This is a genomic window from Pandoraea vervacti (assembly GCF_000934605.2).
Taxonomy (GTDB): Bacteria; Pseudomonadota; Gammaproteobacteria; order Burkholderiales; family Burkholderiaceae; genus Pandoraea; species Pandoraea vervacti.
Genome location: NZ_CP010897.2, coordinates 1,185,823 through 1,205,077, shown reverse-complemented (window position 1 = coordinate 1,205,077; position 19,255 = coordinate 1,185,823). Strand labels below are relative to the sequence as shown.

At 65.3% G+C, this 19,255-nt stretch carries 17 protein-coding genes; 5 read left to right on the top strand and 12 right to left on the bottom strand.

The window, feature by feature from the left end; translation table 11 throughout:
- Positions 1–46 precede the first annotated feature (46 nt).
- Complete coding sequence (locus tag UC34_RS05435; RefSeq protein ID WP_044454490.1) at positions 47–1,801, top strand: chloride channel protein; 1,755 nt, start codon at positions 47–49, stop codon at positions 1,799–1,801.
- A gap of 147 nt (positions 1,802–1,948) precedes the next feature.
- Positions 1,949–2,815, top strand: a complete 867-nt coding sequence (locus UC34_RS05430; RefSeq protein ID WP_084070376.1) for a DUF72 domain-containing protein — start codon at positions 1,949–1,951, stop codon at positions 2,813–2,815.
- Between the two features lie 113 nt (positions 2,816–2,928).
- Here UC34_RS05430 and UC34_RS05425 read toward each other — a convergent pair whose 3' ends face one another.
- Positions 2,929–4,308, bottom strand: a complete 1,380-nt coding sequence (locus UC34_RS05425; protein WP_044454485.1) for an MFS transporter — start codon at positions 4,306–4,308, stop codon at positions 2,929–2,931.
- On the opposite strand from UC34_RS05425, the gene UC34_RS25715 reads away from it, so the two are divergent.
- The gene (locus UC34_RS25715; protein ID WP_218919557.1) at positions 4,307–4,558 is read left to right on the top strand and encodes a hypothetical protein; all 252 of its coding nucleotides are present in this window, start codon (positions 4,307–4,309) and stop codon (positions 4,556–4,558) included. The genes UC34_RS05425 and UC34_RS25715 overlap by 2 nt on opposite strands.
- Here the strand turns inward: UC34_RS25715 and pobA are convergent.
- Complete coding sequence (gene pobA / locus UC34_RS05420) at positions 4,534–5,712, bottom strand: 4-hydroxybenzoate 3-monooxygenase (protein WP_044454484.1); 1,179 nt, start codon at positions 5,710–5,712, stop codon at positions 4,534–4,536. The two genes, UC34_RS25715 and pobA, sit on opposite strands and share 25 nt — an antisense overlap.
- A gap of 278 nt (positions 5,713–5,990) precedes the next feature.
- Between pobA and UC34_RS05415 the strand changes: the two genes are divergently transcribed.
- Positions 5,991–6,962: a helix-turn-helix domain-containing protein gene (locus tag UC34_RS05415; RefSeq protein WP_044457780.1), complete on the top strand. Its 972-nt coding sequence runs from the start codon at positions 5,991–5,993 to the stop codon at positions 6,960–6,962.
- Between the two features lie 127 nt (positions 6,963–7,089).
- Here UC34_RS05415 and pcaD read toward each other — a convergent pair whose 3' ends face one another.
- From pcaD to pcaH, 5 genes are all read right to left on the bottom strand, one after another.
- A complete protein-coding gene (gene pcaD / locus UC34_RS05410) occupies positions 7,090–7,881 on the bottom strand; it encodes a 3-oxoadipate enol-lactonase (RefSeq protein WP_044454482.1) in 792 nt (263 codons plus the stop codon).
- A 13-nt stretch (positions 7,882–7,894) separates the two neighbouring features.
- Positions 7,895–8,341, bottom strand: a complete 447-nt coding sequence (gene pcaC / locus UC34_RS05405; RefSeq protein ID WP_044454480.1) for a 4-carboxymuconolactone decarboxylase — start codon at positions 8,339–8,341, stop codon at positions 7,895–7,897.
- A complete protein-coding gene (locus UC34_RS05400; RefSeq protein ID WP_044454477.1) occupies positions 8,338–9,714 on the bottom strand; it encodes a 3-carboxy-cis,cis-muconate cycloisomerase in 1,377 nt (458 codons plus the stop codon). The genes pcaC and UC34_RS05400 overlap by 4 nt, the downstream gene beginning before the upstream one ends.
- A gap of 111 nt (positions 9,715–9,825) precedes the next feature.
- Positions 9,826–10,416 carry a protocatechuate 3,4-dioxygenase subunit alpha gene (pcaG, locus tag UC34_RS05395; RefSeq protein WP_044454475.1) on the bottom strand — a complete coding sequence of 197 codons (591 nt, stop codon included), beginning with the start codon at positions 10,414–10,416 and terminating at the stop codon, positions 9,826–9,828.
- Positions 10,417–10,419: 3 nt separating this feature from the next.
- On the bottom strand, positions 10,420–11,130 hold the full coding sequence (gene pcaH, locus UC34_RS05390; RefSeq protein WP_044454473.1) for a protocatechuate 3,4-dioxygenase subunit beta: 711 nt from the start codon (positions 11,128–11,130) through the stop codon (positions 10,420–10,422).
- A gap of 131 nt (positions 11,131–11,261) precedes the next feature.
- On the opposite strand from pcaH, the gene pcaQ reads away from it, so the two are divergent.
- Positions 11,262–12,209: a pca operon transcription factor PcaQ gene (gene pcaQ, locus UC34_RS05385; protein WP_044454472.1), complete on the top strand. Its 948-nt coding sequence runs from the start codon at positions 11,262–11,264 to the stop codon at positions 12,207–12,209.
- 66 nt (positions 12,210–12,275) lie between these two features.
- Here the strand turns inward: pcaQ and UC34_RS05380 are convergent, their stop codons facing one another.
- The 5 genes from UC34_RS05380 to UC34_RS05360 all read right to left on the bottom strand — a co-directional run bounded on the left by UC34_RS05380 (position 12,276) and on the right by UC34_RS05360 (position 19,165).
- Positions 12,276–13,178 carry an amidohydrolase family protein gene (locus tag UC34_RS05380; protein WP_044454471.1) on the bottom strand — a complete coding sequence of 301 codons (903 nt, stop codon included), beginning with the start codon at positions 13,176–13,178 and terminating at the stop codon, positions 12,276–12,278.
- The gene (locus tag UC34_RS05375) at positions 13,175–14,899 is read right to left on the bottom strand and encodes an acyl-CoA dehydrogenase family protein (protein ID WP_044454470.1); all 1,725 of its coding nucleotides are present in this window, start codon (positions 14,897–14,899) and stop codon (positions 13,175–13,177) included. The genes UC34_RS05380 and UC34_RS05375 overlap by 4 nt, the downstream gene beginning before the upstream one ends.
- Before the next feature lies 1 nt (position 14,900).
- The gene (locus tag UC34_RS05370; protein ID WP_044457779.1) at positions 14,901–16,739 is read right to left on the bottom strand and encodes a feruloyl-CoA synthase; all 1,839 of its coding nucleotides are present in this window, start codon (positions 16,737–16,739) and stop codon (positions 14,901–14,903) included.
- Between the two features lie 100 nt (positions 16,740–16,839).
- Entirely contained in the window at positions 16,840–18,291 is a 1,452-nt protein-coding gene (locus UC34_RS05365; RefSeq protein ID WP_044454469.1) for an aldehyde dehydrogenase, read from the bottom strand.
- 43 nt (positions 18,292–18,334) lie between these two features.
- Positions 18,335–19,165: a p-hydroxycinnamoyl CoA hydratase/lyase gene (locus tag UC34_RS05360; RefSeq protein WP_044454467.1), complete on the bottom strand. Its 831-nt coding sequence runs from the start codon at positions 19,163–19,165 to the stop codon at positions 18,335–18,337.
- Positions 19,166–19,255: the final 90 nt, after the last annotated feature.

The following is a 19,255-nucleotide window of genomic DNA, read 5'->3' as shown; positions in this document are numbered from 1 at the left end:
CACCGTCATGGCAACCGCTTCCCACAACACGCATGCCCCTACGCCCATGGCATTACCCGAGCATGCACGCGATTTCGCGCGCTCGCCGGGACTCCTGCGCCTGATTGCGCTGGCCGCCTTCATCGGGTTGTGCGGCGTTCCCGCAGCGTGGCTCCTGCTCAATCTCATTCAGGGCTTCACCAACCTGTTTTTCTACCAGACGCTCTCGTTCGCGCCACGCTCACCGGCACACCACACCCTCGGCCTTGCGGTCATTGCGCTGCCGGTGATTGGCGGACTGATCGTCGGTGCGATGGCGCGCTTCGGCAGCGACAAGATTCGCGGCCACGGGATTCCCGAAGCCATCGAAGCCATTCTCTTCGGCAAAAGCCGGATGTCGCCGCGCGTTGCGGTACTCAAACCGCTGTCGTCCGGCATCGTGATCGGCAGCGGAGGCCCGTTCGGCGCGGAAGGACCGATCATCATGACGGGCGGCGCCATCGGCTCGCTCATCGCGCAGCACTTCCATCTTAGTGCGGCCGAGCGCAAGACCTTGCTCGTGGCGGGCGCCGCCGCCGGCATGACAGCCGTGTTCGGCACACCGGTCGCCGCCGTGCTGCTCGCCGTCGAGTTGCTGCTCTTCGAATGGCGCCCGCGCAGTCTGCTACCCGTGATCGTGGCCTGCGCGGTCGCGGGTTTCGCGCGCCCGCTGCTGCTCGAAGCCGGCCCCCTCTTCCCGATGACAACGCCGGTCGTTGCGCCGATTGCCGTGCTCTCCTGCCTGATCGCCGGGGTATGCGCCGGTCTGCTCTCGGCCGGCATGTCGCGCGCGCTGTACGCCATCGAAGACGCCTTTCACAAGCTGCCCGTGCACTGGATGTGGTGGCCGGCCATCGGCGGTCTCGCGGTGGGCATCGGCGGATATTTCGAACCGCGCGCGCTGGGCGTCGGCTACGACGTGATCGCGGACCTGCTCGCCGGTCACTTCACGATGCACGCCGCGCTCGCGCTACTGCTCGTCAAGGCGCTCATCTGGGCGATTGCGCTGGGCTCGTGCACGTCGGGCGGCGTGCTTGCGCCGCTGCTCATGATCGGCGCCGGACTCGGCACATTGCTCGCGCCGGTGCTCCCGGGCGGCGACATCACGCTGTGGGCGCTCGTCTGCATGGCCGCCACGCTTGCCGGCGTGCTCGGTGCGCCGCTCACCGCCATCGTCTTTGCGCTGGGCCTCACGCACGACGTGAATGCCCTGCTGCCGCTATTGCTGACATGCGGCGTGTCGTACGGCGTCACGATCTGGATCATGCCGCGCTCGATCATGACGGAGAAGATCGCGCGGCGCGGACGCCACATTCATCGCGAGTACGGTGTCGACCCGCTCGAACGTCTGCATGTCGGCGAGTTGATGACCCGCGAGCCAGAAGCGCTCGATGCGGAACTCCCGATTGACGACGCGGCGCAAACGTCGTTCGGCCCCACGCAGCGGCATCGCGCCTATCCGGTGGTGGACGCCTCGCGCGCGGTGCTCGGCATGGTGGACCGCCAGACACTGACGCAAGCGAAGGCGCAAGGCCTGCGCACGCTCGGCGAGTTGTATGGCGTCAATCCGCCGCTCGTCGCCTTGCCGTCCGAGACGGCGCGCATCGTGTCGGCCCGTCTCGCCGCCCATCATCTGGAACGTCTGCCGGTGGTGAGCGATGCCATGTCGCGCAGGCTCGTCGGCATCATCAGCCGCAGCGATCTCGTCAAGCCCGCCGAGCACTGGCGCGCCGAAGAAGAGGTCCGCGAGCGCATGCTGCACATCGGGCGCAAGCGTCGCTGAGCGCACGCCGACAGGACAGGTGACAATCGGCGCTGGCATCCCCTGTCGGCCCGGTGGCGCGCCTCCCATTGACGCGCGCCACACCCTTGATTCACCATCGGGGACTTCATCCCACCGAATGCGCACCGCTGCGTGCGCGGCTCCCCGATGGCGACGACCCGATCCCCCAAGGCACCCACCCCGGCAGCACTGACAGCCACCGCACCGGACATGCCGGACAAGCACATTCGCATCGGCGTTGGCGGCTGGAATTTCGCCCCCTGGCAAGGCACCTTCTATCCCGAGAAGTGGCCCAAGCGCCGCGAGCTCGAATACGCCAGCCAGCACCTCACCTCCATTGAAATCAACAGCACGTTCTACGGTTCGCAGAAGCCCGAGACTTTCCGCAGTTGGTTCGCGCAAACGCCCGACGACTTCGTGTTTTCGGTCAAGGCCTCACGCTACGCCACGCATCGACGTGTGCTGGGCGAAGCGGGCGACTCCATTGCGCGCTTCTTCGATAGCGGGGTGCTGGAACTCGGCAAGAAACTCGGCCCGGTGAACTGGCAGTTTGCTCCGACGAAGGCCTTCGACGCAGAGGACTTCGAGCATTTCCTGAGCCTGCTGCCGACGGCGGCGGGCGGACAGACGATCCGCCATGCGCTCGAAGTCCGCCATGAGAGCTTTGCCGTGCCCGAGTTCATCGCGCTGGCACGCAAGTACAAGGCGGCGATCGTGCTGGCAGGGGACGCCAGGTTCCCCTGTATTGCCGACGTCACCGCACCGTTCGTGTACGCGCGTCTGATGGGCACGCAGGCGCGCTATAAGCTCGGCTACGCCCCCAAGGAGATGACGCAATGGCTCGCGCGTGCACGCGTCTATGCCGAGGGTGGCGTACCGAAGGATCTCGACACGCTCACTAAAGCGCCGCCCAAAGTCAAACAGCGTGACGTCTTCCTCTATGTCATCAGCGGCTTCAAGGAACGCAATCCGGCCGCCGCGATGGCGATGATCGAAGCGCTGCGCAAGCGCTGACATGCAGCCATAGAAGCGGCCATGAAAAACGCGGCGCACAGGGCGCCGCGTCCGGTTCCGTCATTATGTCGATAGAGGCGGTCGAGGTATTCGCTCCATCGACGCACCGCATGTCAGTGCATCGCGGCCGAGTTGCGCGCGTCGCCGGCGTTCTGTGCCGGAAGGTCGCCGCGGGCGCGCTCCCACGCATTTTTGGCGAGCAACGCGAGCGTCGCAATCACGGCCGGAATCGCCAGCAGCGAGAACGTCGCGGAAAAGCCCAGATGGCGTCGCACGAGTTCCGCCCCGAGCAGCGCGCCCGCGATCCCGCCGAAACGTCCGATACCCAGCATCCAAGCCACGCCGGTCGCACGCCCCTGGGTCGGGTAGAACATGGCGGCAAGCGAGGGCATCGACGACTGCGCGCCGTTCATCGCCGTACCTGCGAGGAAGATCAGCGTGACGAGCATGCCGATGTTGCCGATCGCCTGTCCCACGGCATACACGAGCACGGCGGTGAGCGCATAGCCCAGCGCCACCACCTTCTGGGCGTTGAACTTGTCCATCAGCCAGCCCGAGAGAATCGTGCCGATGCCGCCGCCAAGCGGGAACAGCGCCGTAATCAGGGCCGCGCGTTCGATGGTAAAGCCGGCATCCTTGAACAGGATCGGCATCCAGCTCGTGAGCAGATAGAAGATCACGAGGCCCATGAAGTACGTCACCCAGAGCATCAGCGAACCGAAACCGTACTGCTTCGAGAGCACCACGCCCACCGCCGAGCCGGCGCGTTGCGGCGCTGCCTCGTTCACCGTGAACGTGTCGACGCCGTCGAACGATTCGCCCGCGATGCGCGAGAGAATGCGACGCACACGAGCCACCGGCTTTTGCTTGACGACGAGGAACTTCACCGACTCAGGCAAGCACAGGATCAGCAGCACCGACAGCGCCAGCGGCAACACGCCGCCGAGCACCAGCACGCTGTGCCAGCCGAAGTGCGGGATCAGCCACGAAGCGACGAAACCGCCGACCGACGCGCCGAGCGGGAACCCACAGAACATCGTGTTGACGATCACGGCGCGACGCGCTTGCGGCGCGTACTCCGAGATCAGCGTCACGGCGTTGGGCATGGCGGCGCCCAGCCCGAGGCCTGTCAGAAAACGCAGCACCGTGAGCGTCTGCAAATCCTGGGCGAAGGCGGTGGCGAGGCTTGCGATGCCAAAGAACACGACGGACAGGACCAGCACCGTCTTGCGTCCGATCTTGTCGGCCATCGGACCGGCGAAGATCGCCCCGCCCGCCAGACCGAAGAGCGCAGCGGAGAGCACCGGGCCGAGCGATCCCTTGTCGATGTGCCACTGCGCCACGAGCGAGGGTGCGATGTAGCCGATGGCGGCCGTATCGAAGCCGTCGATGGCCACAATGAAGAAACACAGAATCAGCACCAGCCATTGATAGCCGGAAAACCGCTGTGCGTTGATGTAGGCGGGCACGTCCACCGTGCGCGGATGATTCATGACGCTGTCTCCTCGGGGCGGGGGCCCCGTTATTCATTCCATTATTTTTCTGCCGCTAATGTACGTCCTTCCCCCGCCCGACGAAATGATCTTTCGTCAGGCCATCCATAACGCCTGGTTATGGGCGACGCCACCGGTGGCGGTTATAGCACACCGGCGCACGGGGTCCGAAGTCGTGACGGCGGCGGGCATCCTGCGCTGGAATGCCGAATCAGCCGAGGAGATTCAGACGAGCGGCAAGCCGACGTAGTTTTCCGCCAGCATCAGCGATGCGGCGCGTGAGCTCACCACGTATTCCAGTTCCGCGCGTTGCATTTGCTGCTCGAACGGCGTGGCGTCGTCCAGACGGTGCAGCATGCGCGTCATCCAGTACGAGAAATGCTCCGCGCGCCAGATCCGTTTAAGCGCGGCTTCGGAGTATCCCTGCAACGCGGTTTCACTGTCGCGATGAAAGAAGTCGTCGAGCGCGCGCGACAGACGCCACACGTCGGCCACGGCAAGGTTCATGCCCTTGGCGCCGGTCGGCGGCACGATGTGCGCCGCGTCCCCCGCGAGGAACAGCCGTCCGTATTGCATGGGCGTTGCCACGAAGCTGCGCATCGCCACCACGTTCTTCTGGAAGATCGGCCCCTCCTTCAGACGCCAGCCGTCGTCGCTTTCCGTGCGCGTGTGCAGTTCTTCCCAAATGCGCGCGTCGCTCCATTGCTCGGCGCGCTCGCTCGGGTCGCACTGGAAGTACATGCGCTGCACCGTGGGCGAGCGCGTGCTGATGAGGGCGAAGCCGCGTTCGTGTGCGGCATAGATCAGTTCGTCCGACGAGGGCGGCGCCTCAACGAGCACGCCGAACCAGCCGAACGGGTACACGCGCTGGTATTCCTTGCGCACCGAGGTCGGCATCGCCTGGCGGCACACGCCATGGAAGCCGTCGCAGCCCGCAATGAAGTCACACGTGAGCCGGCGCGTCTGACCGTTCACCGTGAACTGCACGCTCGGCTGGGCGCTGTCGACGTCGTGCACGGAAACGTCCGCCACGTCGAAGAGGATCTCGCCCTGTGCGGCTTCTCGCGCGGCGATCAGATCCTTGATGACTTCATGCTGCGCGTAGACGGTGATCGAGCGCCCCGTGAGCTCCGTGAGCGCGATGCGATGACGCTCGCCGCCAAACGCGAGTTCGACGCCGTGGTGGACCGCGCCTTCGCGACGCATGCGCTCCCCCACGCCGGTCTCATTGAGGATGTCCATGGTGCCCTGCTCCAGCACGCCGGCGCGAATGGTCGATTCGACCGACTCGCGCGAGCGCGATTCGAGCACGATCGATTCGATACCCTTGAGGTGCAGCAAGTGGGAAAGCAGCAGGCCGGCGGGTCCGGCACCGACGATGACGACGGGGTAATGGGTACGCATGAGTTGTCTCCTGTAATGGCGACGCCCAGTCCGGCACACCGGTTCCGGACATCTCGCGACAGAGGGAAAGGCCACCGGGCGGATTGCATTTCTTGGATGCTTCACGCTCGCTGCACCTGTTTAGGACTGCGCGTAAACGAGCATGTCCAAAGTGTTTTTAATGCCTTGTCACGAGGGGCGAATGCGTCATATCTTATGGAGCGCGCGCGTCGCGTTGAATGGATGAATCGACGACTTTCTTGTACTTTTTCGACAACTTCGACCAAGGGAAAACCAGTATGTCAGGCGCGTCATCCCGGCTGCGCGCGGCGCGCGAGACGATCCCGGAATTCTCGTTGTACGGCGAGTTGACCGAAACCGACAGCGCAGACTTCGTCCATATCGAATGGATCGAGACACGCAGCCGTCTCTACGACTGGCATATCGATACGCACCGGCATCTGGGGCTCTTTCAGGTCCTCGCGATTTTCGAAGGCACGGTCGAGGCCAACGTCGACGACGCCACGTGGGAGGTCGAGGGTCCGGCGGTCATCACGGTGCACCCGTCGGCCGTGCACAACTTCCGCTTCTCGCGCGGTGCGCACGGCTTCGTGCTCACCATGGCGCAGAGCGTGCCCTTCGACGCCGCCATCGGGGCCGACGCCGACATGACGTCGCTGCTTCGCAAACCGTGGCTGTTCGCGCTGGCCGACGCGCCGCAAACACGCGACCGCCTCTACACGCTGCTCGGTCTGATCATGGACGAGTTTTCACGCCCGCAACTGGGGCACGCGGAAATGGTCGGCTGGCTCACGCGCAGCGTGCTGCTACTGCTCGCGCGACTGCACGCGCATCACGATTCGGCCACGCGCACGGGCCGCACCGAGCTGGATCTGTTCGCCCGCTTCCGTGCGCTGGTGGAGACGCATTACACCGAAGCGTGGGCCGTCCCGGCGTATGCCGAGCGGCTGCATGTGACGGAGAGCAAACTCAATCGCCTGTGTCGGCGCATCGCGGGAAAATCGGCGTTCGATCTCGTGCAGGACCGACTGATGCTCGAAGCGCGGCGCAAGCTCATTTACATTCCCGCGCCGGTGTCCCATGTCGCATACGAACTGGGGTTTCAGGACCCGGCCTACTTTTGCCGTGTTTTCAAACGGCATGTGGGCGTCACGCCGTCCGCCTTCCGGCGAACGGCGCAACACGCGCATCTGGGCGACGACCCCGTGAAGGGCGACGCCGTCGCGTGGGCAAGCGACGCGGACGCCTGACGTCCTGGTGCACCGAGGCCCATGCGCGCTTCGTGGCACGTCAGCGCGCCACGAAGCAGCATGAAGCACATGAAGCGCTCCGAGGCGCCCCTAAGTATCCCTAAGCGCCATGCAACGTCATGAAACGTTATGACGCCTTCAGGAAACTCAGCAACGCGTCGGTCACCGCGGGCGCGCACTCGATGTTCGACAGGTGCGCGCCGGGCACGATCACCTGCTTCGCGCCCGCAATACGCTCGACGATGGCCGTCGACATGGCGGGCGGCGTCGCCAGATCTCCGGACCCCGTAACGACCAGCGTCGGCGCGGTGATCGCGGCGATCTCGTCGAGCTGATTCATATCGCGCACGGCGGCACACGCGCCCGCGTAGCCTGCCGGGGCGAGCGAGCGGAACATGGCCTTCATGCGCTCGACACCGGCAGCTTCGCGCTCGGCATACGCCGGCGTAAACCAGCGCGACACCACCGCGTCGGTCACGGCGCCCATGCCCTCGGCGAGCACAGTACGGATGCGCGCGTTCCACACATCTTCCGCACCGATGTGCGCCGACGAACAGACGATAGCGAGACGATTCAGGCGCTGCGGCGCATGAATGCCCAGCCACATCCCGGTCATGCCGCCCATCGAGACGCCTGCGAGGCTCGCACGCTCGATATCGAGCGCATCGAGCAGCGCGAGCACGTCGCGGCCGAGCTGGTCGATGACGTACGGTCCGGGCGTCACGGACGATCCGCCGTGACCGCGCGTGTCGTAGCGAATCACACGGAATTCGCGCGAAAGCGCAGGCACTTGCGGCGCCCACATGTCGAGCGTCGTGCCCAGCGAGTTCGACAGCACGAGCGCTGGCGCGCGGTCGTCGCCATCGATGGCCACACGCAGCTGGGCATCGCCCACGTCGATCAGACGTTCTACGGTCATTCGTCTCGTCTCCTCAATCCTGGGCATCGTCTGGCCGGTTCGGTCGGTTCGCCGGCGCGCGTGTCGTCGAGCCGGGATCGGCGGCTTCCATCTCGGCGAAGACCTTTTCGGCGTCGTGAATCGCCTGGTTGGCGGCCGGCAGACCGGCGTACAACGCGGCGTGCATGAACAGTTCCTTCATCTCGTCACGCGTCACGCCGTTGTTGAACGCCGCTCGCACGTGCATGCGGAATTCGTCGCCGCGATTGAGCGCGATCAGCAGCGACAGCGTGATCAGGCTGCGCGTGTGACGGGTGAGACCCGGGCGGGTCCAGATGTCGCCCCACGCGAAGCGTGTGATGAAGTTCTGGAAGTCGTCGTTGAATTCGTTGCGGCGTGTGAGCGTACGGTCGACGTGTGCGTCGCCGAGCACGCTGCGTCGCACCTGCATGCCGTTGTCGTAGCGTTCCTGATCGTTCATTGGGGTGTCCTGCCAGTTGGGGAGGGCGGCACTGCGGCGTCGGCAAGCGCGAGCACACGGCTCACGAACGTGTCGGCAGCGCCAAGGTAGTGTTGGGGGTCCGTCAGACGCGCCAGCGCGTCAGCGGAAAGCCGGCGGGTGATGTCGGTGTCTTCACGCAGAACGTCGAGCAGATGGCGATGCTGCGCCAGCGCGTCGCGGCAACGCGCTTCGACAAGTCGGTGCGCGTCGAGACGCCCCATCGACTCGCCCAGGGCCATCGTCACGGCTTCGGCCATGATGAGGCCGTGCGTCACATCGAGATTCGCACGCATGCGCTCGGTGTCCACGGTCCAGTCCTCGACCAGCGCGCATGCGGTGGCGAGCGCACCGCCGCACAGCATGAGCAGCTCGGGCAATGTCTCCCATTCGGCGTGCCACGTGCCCAGCCCGCGCTCGTGGTCCTGTTGCATGGCGCCGAACAGGGTCGCGACGAGTTGCGGTGTGCGCGCCGCAGCGGCCAGGATCGCTGCGCAGCCGACCGGGTTGCGCTTGTGCGGCATGGTCGACGACCCGCCGCGTCCCGCCCCGGATGCTTCCGCAATCTCGCCCACTTCCGTTTGCGTGAGCAATGCCGTGTCGCGCGCGAACTTGCCGAGCGTGCCGGTGAGCGAGGCCGCCCAACTGCCCACGCGCACGACGCGATCGCGCTGGCCGTGCCACGGTGTGCCGGCCTCCGAGAGTCCAAGGCGACGCGCCAGCGCCGCCGCCACGGTGGGGCCCTTATCGCCGAGCGACGCGAGCGTGCCCGCCGCGCCGCCGAACTGCACGTACAGCACCTGTTCGCGCACGTTGGCGAGATCGGCGCGCGCGCGCAGCAAGGCGTCGAGCGTGCCCGCCAGTTTCAGGCCGAACGTAATCGGCAGCGCATGTTGAAGCCAGGTCCGGCCGATCATCACGGTGGCGCGATGCTCGCGGACTTGCGCGGCAAGTCGACGAATCAGCGTGTCGAGATCGGCGCCGAGGTCGTCGAGCGCGCCGCGAACTTGCAGGATCAGACCGGTGTCGATGGCGTCCTGACTCGTCGCGCCCCAATGGACGAAACGCGCTGCGTCGGCATCGAGCGTCTTCACGCGGGCGGTAAGTTGCTTGACCAGAGGAATGGCGAGATTACCCGCACGGGCGGCGTCGTCGCGCAGAGCGGTCCAGTCGAGTTCGCCAGCGCGTGCAGCAGTGGTAATCGGAGCGACGGCGGCAGCGGGGATCAGACCGGCTTCGGCTTCGGCGGCAGCGAGCGCCACCTCGAAGTCGAGCATGCCCTGGAGCGTGGCGTCGCGAGAAAAACGCGCCGTCACGGCAGCGCCGCGCAGCAAGGAGTCAAGCAGTTCCGTCATCGGAGAATCGATGGTTGGTGCGTTGCAAAAATGCAGATACGGCGACGGGCCACCCGCATTCGCATGCCGGCAGCCCGCAGCCGCGCCAGTTACAGCCTTACATGACCGGTATCAGAGGTCCAGGAATACCGTCTCCTCGTCGCCCTGCATGCGGATGTCGAACCGGTACGTCACGCGCCCGCCATCCACCTCGCGGCGAGCCACCAGCGTGTGGCGACGCTCGGCGGGCACTTGTTGCAGCACGGGGTCGGCCGCATTGGCCGCTGCCTCGTCTTCGAAATAGATACGCGTAAACAGATGATTGAGCAAGCCCCGCATCGTCAGAATGACGTCGATGCGCGGGGCGTCGCCCGGCACGGCCACACCCGGCTTGACCGTCTCGATGACGAAGCGGTTTTCGGCGTCGGTGCCGGTGCCGCAGCGAGCGGCGCCAGCGAAACCGGTGCGCTCGATATCCTCGGCGGTCTCGACATAGCGGCCATTGGCGTCCGCCTGCACGATTTCGATGAGGGCATCGTTGATCGGGTTGCCCGCGCCATCGATCACCTGACCCACCAGGCGGATGCGCTCGCCTTCGGCGCGATCGGACGCGACCACCGGCGTGAATGCACTCTTGAAGTCGTAGAGGTACTGCTCCGGCGACAGGCCATAAGCGAAGTACGGGCCGACGGTCTGCGACGGCGTTTGCTTGTAATCTGACATGGCTCAGGACTCCATCGGCGTTTGGTCGGCACCGCGCAGCACGATGTCGAATTCGTAACCCAGTGCGTACTCCGGCTCGGTAATGTCCATCGAGAAGCGCGCAATCAGGCGCTCACGCGCTTGCGCGGGGGTCGCCTGGAAGATCGGATCGTAAGCGAGGAGCGGATCGCCCGGGAAGTACATCTGCGTGACCAGTCGGGTCGCGAAGTAATGACCGAACACCGAGAAGTGCAGATGCTGCGGACGCCAAGCGTTGTGGTGATTCTTCCACGGGTACGCGCCCGGCTTGATCGTCAGGAATTTGTAGCGACCTTCGGCATCGGTGAGCGCACGGCCCGCCCCGAGGAAGTTCGGGTCGAGCGGCGCGTCATGCTGATCGACCTTGTGAACGTAACGCCCGCAGGCGTTCGCCTGCCAGAGTTCGACGAGCGTGTTCGGTACCGGACGACCGCCTTCGTCGAGCACCCGGCCCGTCACGATCATGCGCTCGCCAAGCGGCTCGCCGTTGCGAACGGCATTGCGCGTGAGGTCGCCGTCGAGCGCGCCGATGATGCCGTTGCCATACACCGGCGAGCGCAGATCCGCGAGGTTCTGCTTCACGGGCACGAGCAATTGTTTGGGGCCGCGCAGCGCCGTGGACTTGTACCCGCTGTCGATGAGCTTGGGATGCGAATCCCAATCGCGCGGGCGCAGGACGGTTGTCGTTTTCGACATGGTCTCACTCCATTTTGTGTTGACTGATCTGGCAGGCGCGATGGCCGGTCGCCAGCTTGTTTTCGACACTATATCCATAATCAACGGATATATTTATTGACATTTTCTTAGGCTTTTCATAACTTCCCGGCATGGAAAGACACCTACTCGACGGACGGATCAAGCTGCGCCATTTGCAGTGCCTGCTGGCGGTCGCCCAGCACGGCAGCCTGCAGCGCGCCGCGGAAGCGCTGTCCATTACGCAGCCGGCCGTGAGCAAGACCATTGCCGAACTCGAAGGCCTGCTGGGCGTGCGACTGTTCGACCGGGGTCGCAACGGCGCGCGTCCCACAGCGCAGGCCGAACTCTTCCTGCGGCATGCCGGGGCGAGCGTGAGCGCACTGCGCCAGGGTATCGACGTGCTCTCGCGGGCCGTCGGGCAGACCGGCGGCGTGATCGAGATCGCCGTGCTGCCAACACTGGCCGCCGCGATGATGCCCGGCGTACTCGAAGCCTTCCGACGCGAATGGCCCGGCATCGTGGTGCAGGTGCATACCGGCGCGAACCAGCAATTGCTCACGCAGTTGAAGTCCGGTCAGGTGGCGCTGGCGCTGGGCCGCATGTCCGATCCGCAGGGCATGGCCGGCCTCACGTTCGAGCATCTGTGCGCCACGCCGTTGTGCGTGGTGGTGCGCCCCGGGCATCCGCTCGTGCAGCAGCGCAGCGTGTCGATGGCCGACATCGCCAACTTCCATGTGGTGTTGCCGCCGCACGGCACGATCCTGCGCCATACGGCGGACAGCTTTCTTCGCGCACATGGCGTGGGCACGCTCGACGACTATTCCGAACTGCTCTCGATGTCGCTCGCGCGCGCCATGACGCTGCGCGACGACGTCGTGTGGATCGCCTCCGAGATCACCGTGCAGGATGACCTTGCCGATGCGGCGCTGTGCGCGCTGCCGTTTGCCACCCAGGGCACCGAAGAATCGATCGGCATTCTGTGGCGCAACGACACGGTCCCCACCCCGCCGGAACAGACGCTCATCAGCGCCATGCGCGAAGCCGCGCGGGTGCGCTACGGCACGCCCGGTCTGCGATGACCCCCATGACCGTGCCGGCCACGATGACAGCCATGACAGCAATCGCAACGCTGCCGGCATCGCGCGTCAGGCCGCTGCCGCTTCGGCCTTCGCCGGCGCCAGTCCCAACATTCGCACCGCGTTGTCCTTGAGCAGCAGCGGTTTGACTTCGTCGCGAAATCCCGCGGTCTCGAAATCCTTCAGCCAGCGATCCGGCGCGATAAGCGGGAAGTCCGATCCGAACAGCATCTTCTCGCGCAACAGCGAGTTGGCATACTGAATCAGCTCCGGCGAGAAATACTTCGGCGACCAGCCCGACAGATCGATGTAGACGTTGGGCTTGTGCAGCGCAATGGACAACGCCTGCGATTGCCACGGCCACGACGGGTGCGCAATCACGATGTTCATATCGGGAAAGTCGGTCGCCACATCGTCCAGATGAATCGGCTCCGAGTACTTCAGGCGCAGACCGCCCCCGCCCGGCATGCCCGAGCCGATGCCCGAATGGCCGCTGTGAAACACCGCCGTGAGCTTGTACTCCGCGATGAGTTCGTACATCGGATACGCCATGCGGTCGTTGGCGAAGAAGCCCTGCATCGTCGGATGGAACTTGAAGCCGCGTACCCCGAACTCCTCCACGAGCCGACGTGCCTCGCGCACCCCCATGCGTCCTTTGTGCGGGTCGATGCTCGCGAACGCGATCATGATGTCGGCGTTTTCCTGCGCAAAGCCTGCAATTTCTTCGTTGGGAATGCGCCGACGTCCAATGTTCGCTTCGCAGTCGACCGTAAACATCACGAAACCGATGTTGCGTTCGCGGTAATGCGCGATGGTCTCGGGAATCGTGGGGCGACGGTTCTGCTTGAGCACCGTGCCGAAATACTTGTCGGCGGCATCGTCGAACGCCTTGCCGAACAGATCGGGCGGCTGGCAGCACGACACCTCGGCATGCACATGGGTATCGATGGCGACGAGTTTGTCGAGATTCATTGTGCCGTCTCCGGATCCTTGATTTGTGCGGCGACGATCGCCATGGCACGACGCGTTTCGGGCAACGCGAACTTGAGCCAGAAGCGCGCCGCGCGTTGCTTGTTGCCGCCCGCCGCGTCGGCCACGGCCGCTTGTGCCCAGAGGCCGGCCATGGACAAACCGTGCACCGTTCGCATCGCCTCGCCCGCAACACACAGGGCGGCGCGCGGCGATGTGCGAGCGAGCGAGATGAGCGACGGCATCAATACCGTCCAGTCATCGAGGCACGCGAGCGCGTCGGCAAACCCACCTAGCGTGTCGAGCGCTTTCGCTTCGTTCATGCGCGCCCTGCCCCACGCCAGCCATTGGCCGAGCGCAGCGCCCTCATCCCTGACGATCTTTCGCATCAAAAGATCGATAGCCTGAATCTCGTTCGTACCTTCGTAGATCATCGGAATGCGCGCATCGCGCACGAACTGCGAGATCCCCGTCTCTTCCACGTAACCGTAGCCCCCGAACACTTGCAAGGCGTCGCTCGCCCCAAGAAACGCCTGCTCCGTGAGCATCGCTTTGACGACAGGGGTGAGCAGCGCCGCCAACGCGTCGGCTTGCGCACGCGCTTCGGCCGTGTCGGCGTGATGCGCTTCATCGATGGCGAGCGCGGCGCGATACAGCAGCAGGCGTGCGCCTTCGAGCGCGACACGCTGGCCTTCGAGCAAACGCCAGACCGCCGGATGCTGTGCGATCGGCGCGTGTGCATCGGCCCCGGGCACGCGCGACTGCACCCGCGCCTGCGCATGACGCACGGCCATCTCGCAGGCGCTTTGCGCCAGCCCCACGGCGGATGCGCCGACATGCAGCCGCGCCGAGTTCATCATGGCGAACATCGCTTCCAGGCCCCGATGCGGCGCGCCGACGAGATAGCCCGTCGCCCCTTCGAAGGCCATCGAGCACGTTGCGCTGCCGCGAATGCCCATCTTGTGTTCGATGCCGGTGCAATACGCTGCGTTGCGTTCGCCGTTGGCGAGCACCTTGGGCACGAGGAAAAGCGATAGACCGCCACTGCCCGCCGGCGCATCGGGGGTGCGCGCCAGCACGAGATGCAGGATGTTTGGCGTGAGATCCTGATCGCCGCCGGAGATGAAAATCTTCTCGCCAGTCACGCGGGCCACGCCGTCTCCCGCGTCGATCCACTCGGCGCGCGTACGAATCTGGCCCAGATCGCTGCCCGCGCCGGGCTCGGTGAGACACATCGTGGCGAGCGATTCCCCGGTGACCAGCGCGCCGAGCCACGCGTCGCGCAGCGTCTGGCTGCCGAAACGATGGAGGCACTCGTACGCTCCGTGAAGAATGCCGGGATACATCGTCCATGCGAGATTCGCACCCGCGCTCAGTTCCTGTACGGCGATCTGCGCCACGACCGGCAGGCCCTGCCCGCCGAGCGACGGATCGCACGGCAGCGACGGCCAGCCGGCGTCTCTGTACTGACGGTAGGCATCGGCGAACCCTGCGGGGGTTCTGACGTTTCCGTCGTGAAACGTGCAGCCTTCACGATCGCCCACGGCATTCAACGGCGCAATCACCTCACGCGAGAACTTCGCCGCTTCGTCGATCACCTGCACCAATGTTGCGGTGTCGAAATCCCGATAGGGGGCGAGGCGCGTCAACGCCTCGCCCACGCCGAGCCGATCCAGCACGAACGCGATATCCTCGGCCGCGCTGCGCAGTTCCGAATGCCCCATGTCAGCGCTTCGCCGCAGCGAGAATCACGCGCGCGTCGCCCGCCTTCGCGGCATGCAGCATGTCGACGATGTCGGCGCGATGGTCCTGCACCGCGCGTTGATTGATCGACCCCTTGTCGGTCACTTCGCCACGATCGAGCGAGGGCGGCGTATCGAGCAGCAGCAGACGTGCCACGGTCGTAGCGCTGCCGCTGGCGTTCGCGTTGAGTTTGGCCAGCAGCGAAGCGAACACGTCGCGCACCGGCGCCGAAGCCAGCACGTCGGCCAGCGGCGCCTCCCTGGGCAGCCCGCTCAGGCGTCGGCAATCCTCGACGCGCGGGAAGATCATCAATCCGATGTCATCGCGATTGATTCCGGTGATAACGGCGTCCTGAACATACGGCGCCCCCTCCGAAATCACGCGGGCACGCAACGGCCCCACGCTCACGAACGTTCCCGAGCTCAGCTTGAAGTCTTCGGTGATACGGCCATCGAACTGGAGCCCCGCTTCGGGGTCGTGCTTGTCGACGAACGTGGCAGCGTCACCCGTGCAGTAATAGCCCTCCTCGTCGAACACCGCCTCCGAAGATTCGTGCCGCCAATATCCGGCCATGACGTTCGGGCCGCGAAAACGCACTTCGAGTTTGCCGCCGACCGGTGCGAGCTTCACCTCGCAGCCGGGCGCAGGCAGGCCGATATACCCTGCGCGCATGACCGGCCCCGTCGTGAACATGCAACTCGGCGACGTCTCCGTCATGCCCAGGCCGGACATGATGCGAATGCGCTCGCCGCAATGCGTTTCCGTCACGCGCTCCAGCCGGTCCCAGGCCGCCTGCGACAGCCCGGCGCCGCCGAAGAAATAGAGGTTCACCTTCGCGAAAAAGCGCTCGCGCAGCACGGCGTCGCTCTCGAGCGCGATGGCGAGGTCTTCCCAGCCCTTCGGCACGTTGAAGTACACCGTGGGCGAAATCTCGCGCAGATTGCGCAGCGTCTCCTCGAACTTCCCGGCAACAGGCTTGCCGTCGTCGATGTAGAGCGTGCCGCCGTTGTACAGCGCGATTCCCACGTTGTGGCTCCCGCCATACGTGTGATTCCATGGCAGCCAGTCGACCAGCACCGGCGGGGTCTCGCCAAACGTCGGGAAAGTTTGCAGCAGCATCTGCTGATTGCTGCACAGCATGCGCTGCGTGGTCGGCACCGCTTTGGGAAGACGTGTCGAGCCCGAGGTGAACAGCACCTTGGCGATCGTGTCGCCGGTCACTTGCGCGTGCGTTGCGTCGATATCGCGCGGCACGGCGTCGACCAGTGCGTCGAATGCCAGCGTGTTGTTATCGCCGTTTTCGGTCACGCGAATCACATCGGCGTCGAGCACGGCGTCCATGGCGCGGGCGTAGGCGTTTGCGTCGCTCGCGTACACGAGGCCCGGGCGCAGCAACCCGAGCGTGTGGCGCAGTTTGCCGTAGTCCGTCGATACGATGGAATAGGCCGGTGAAATCGGCGCAAACGGCACGCCGGCGTACATCGCGCCGAGTGCGAGCTGGAAGTGTTCGAGATCGTTGCCCGACAGGATCGCAATCGGGCGTTGCGCCGACAGGCCACGGTCGCGCAATGCCTGTCCGATGGCGCGCACGCGCAGCAGCATTTGCCCATAGGTAATGCCGATCCACTCGCCATCCTTGCCGCGACGCGCCACCAGCAAGCGCTCAGGGTGCTTCGCCGCGCCCGAGACGAGGCGGTCCGTCAGACGCTCCGGATAATCGCCCAGTGTCTCGCGCGAGCGCAGATACCAGAACTCGCCTTCGCGCAGGATTTCGACACCGGGATTGCCGATGGCGACCTGACGATAGCGATGTCCGGCCATGTTATTGCCTTGGTTCACAAACTGTCTCCTGCTTTGGGCCGTCGCGACGCTCTCTCGGTAGCGCTCGCGCGGCCCCCTCCTCATCCCTTCGGGGATGGGATCAGATCGGGTAATGGCGCGGCGTGGTCTGCACGGTAATCCAGCGCAGTTCGGTGAATTCGCCGATGGACGCCTTGCTGCCGAAACGCCCGTAGCCGCTGGCCTTCACGCCGCCGAACGGCATCTGCGCTTCGTCGTGCACCGTGGGACCGTTGATGTGGCAAATGCCCGATTCGATGCGTTTGGCCAGTTGCAGCGCACGCGACACGTCGCGACTGAAGATCGCCGCCGACAGACCGAACTCGCTGTCGTTTGCGACGCGCACCGCCTCATCGTCGCCGTTCACACGCTGGATCGTGACCACCGGGCCGAACGACTCTTCGCGATACAGTCGCATCGCCGTCGTCACGCCGTCGACGATCGTCGCCTGCATGATGGCGCCCTCGACGCGGCAGCCCAGCGGCAGGCGTGCACCATGCTCGCGAGCGTCCTCGACCAGTGCGGCCACGCGCGACGCTGCCTGCGCGCTCACCATCGCCCCGAGCACACTGTCGGACGAGGTCGGCGATCCGGCGTGCAGCTTGGCGGCTTTGGCGGTCAGCTTTTCGACGAAGGCGTCGGCCACACGTGCATCGACGATCACGCGCTCGGTCGACATGCAGATCTGTCCCTGATTGAAGAACGCGCCGAAGGCAACGCCATCGACAGCCGCATCGAGATCCGCATCGTCGAGTACCAGCACCGGCGCCTTGCCGCCGAGTTCGAGCAGCGCGGGCTTCAGATGTTCGGCCGCGACTCGCGCAATGATGCGCCCGACATGCGTGGAGCCCGTGAAGTTCACGCGACGCACCGCCGGATGCGCGATCAGACGCGCCACGATATCACCGGCGTCCTGCGGCGCGTTGGTGACGACGTTCACCACGCCGTCGCCCAGACCCGCTTCGTGCAGACACGCCCCGATCAGCGCATGCACGCCGGGACATTGCTCCGACGCCTTGAGCACCACCGTGTTGCCGCACGCAAGCGGCATGGCGAGGGCGCGCGTGGCGAGAATCACCGGCGCGTTCCACGGCGCAATGCCGAGCACCACGCCGACCGGCGCGCGCACGGCCATCGCGAGACTGCCGGGCACATCGCTCGGAATCACGCTGCCGTCGATCTGCGTGGTCATCGCCGCCGCTTCGCGCAGCATGTTCGCCGCGAGCATGACGTTAAAGCCATACCAGTTCGCCATTGCCCCGGTTTCTGCGGCGCCGATGGCGATGAACTCCGCCGCACGCGCATCCATGCGCTCGGCCGCCGCGAGCAAACGCTGACGACGCGCCGTCGGCGAGAGCGCCGCCCAGGCGGGAAACGCGGCCTGCGCGGCGTCGACCGCCGCATCGGCGTCGGCCAGCGTGGCAGCCGGCGCACGCGTCGCCACTTCGCCCGTCACCGGGTCGATGCGCTCGAACGTCGCGCCCCCTTGTGCGCCACGCCACTGGCCGCCGATCAGCATCTGCACTTCATGCATTGCGCTACTCCTCACTCATTCGGTCACGGTACGACGGCGCGTATCAGCGCTTGTAGGCTTGCAGGCCCGGCTTGATCGACTTGTCATCGAGGAACTGCTTGAGACCCTGCTCGCGGCCATGCTCCGGATCGCGCAGTTGTGCCTGATCGAGCTTGGCATACAGGTAATCTTCGCACTGCTCCCAGGTAAGTTCGCGCGAACGCTTGAAGCCATGCTTGGCGGCGCGCAGCACCACCGGGTTCTTTTCCAGCAGCTTGGCGGCCAGCGCCAGCGTCGCCTCGCGAAGCTGGGCGAGCGGCACGCTCTGGTTCACGAGCCCCATGTCAGCGGCTTCACGGCCGGTGAACGTATCACCCGTCATGATGTAGTGCAGCGCGCGACGGTGACCAACCGTGTCCGCCATGGCCTTGCTCACCAGGTTGCCCGGCGGAATGCCCCAGTTGATTTCCGACAGACCGAAGACGGCGTCGTCGGCGGCAATTGCCAGATCGCAGGCCACCAGCGGCGAGAAGCCACCGCCGAAGCACCAGCCGTTGACCATGGCGATGGTCGGCTTGCTGTACATGCGCAGACGGCGCCACTGCCAGTCGGACGCGTCACGACGCACGCGCTCCTGCACGATTTCCGGACCGCCGTCGATCTCACGGAAGTACTCCTTCAGGTCCATACCGGCGGTCCATGCCGCGCCCGCACCGGTGAGCACGACGACCCGCGCGTCGGCATCGAGTTCGAGCGCGTCGAGCACCTGATTCATCTCGGTGTTGAGCGTCGGGCTCATGGCGTTGCGCTTTTCCGGACGATTGAAGGTAATCCAGCCAATGCCACCTTCCACCTTCACGTCGATCGTCTTCCAGCGTCCTTCGTATGCATTCATTTTGCGTCATTCCCAAGTGTTCAGGGCAACCTGCCGGCGCGCCGGGAGTGGCGCGCGGCGTTGCCGACAGACACAATTTAATATCAGGTT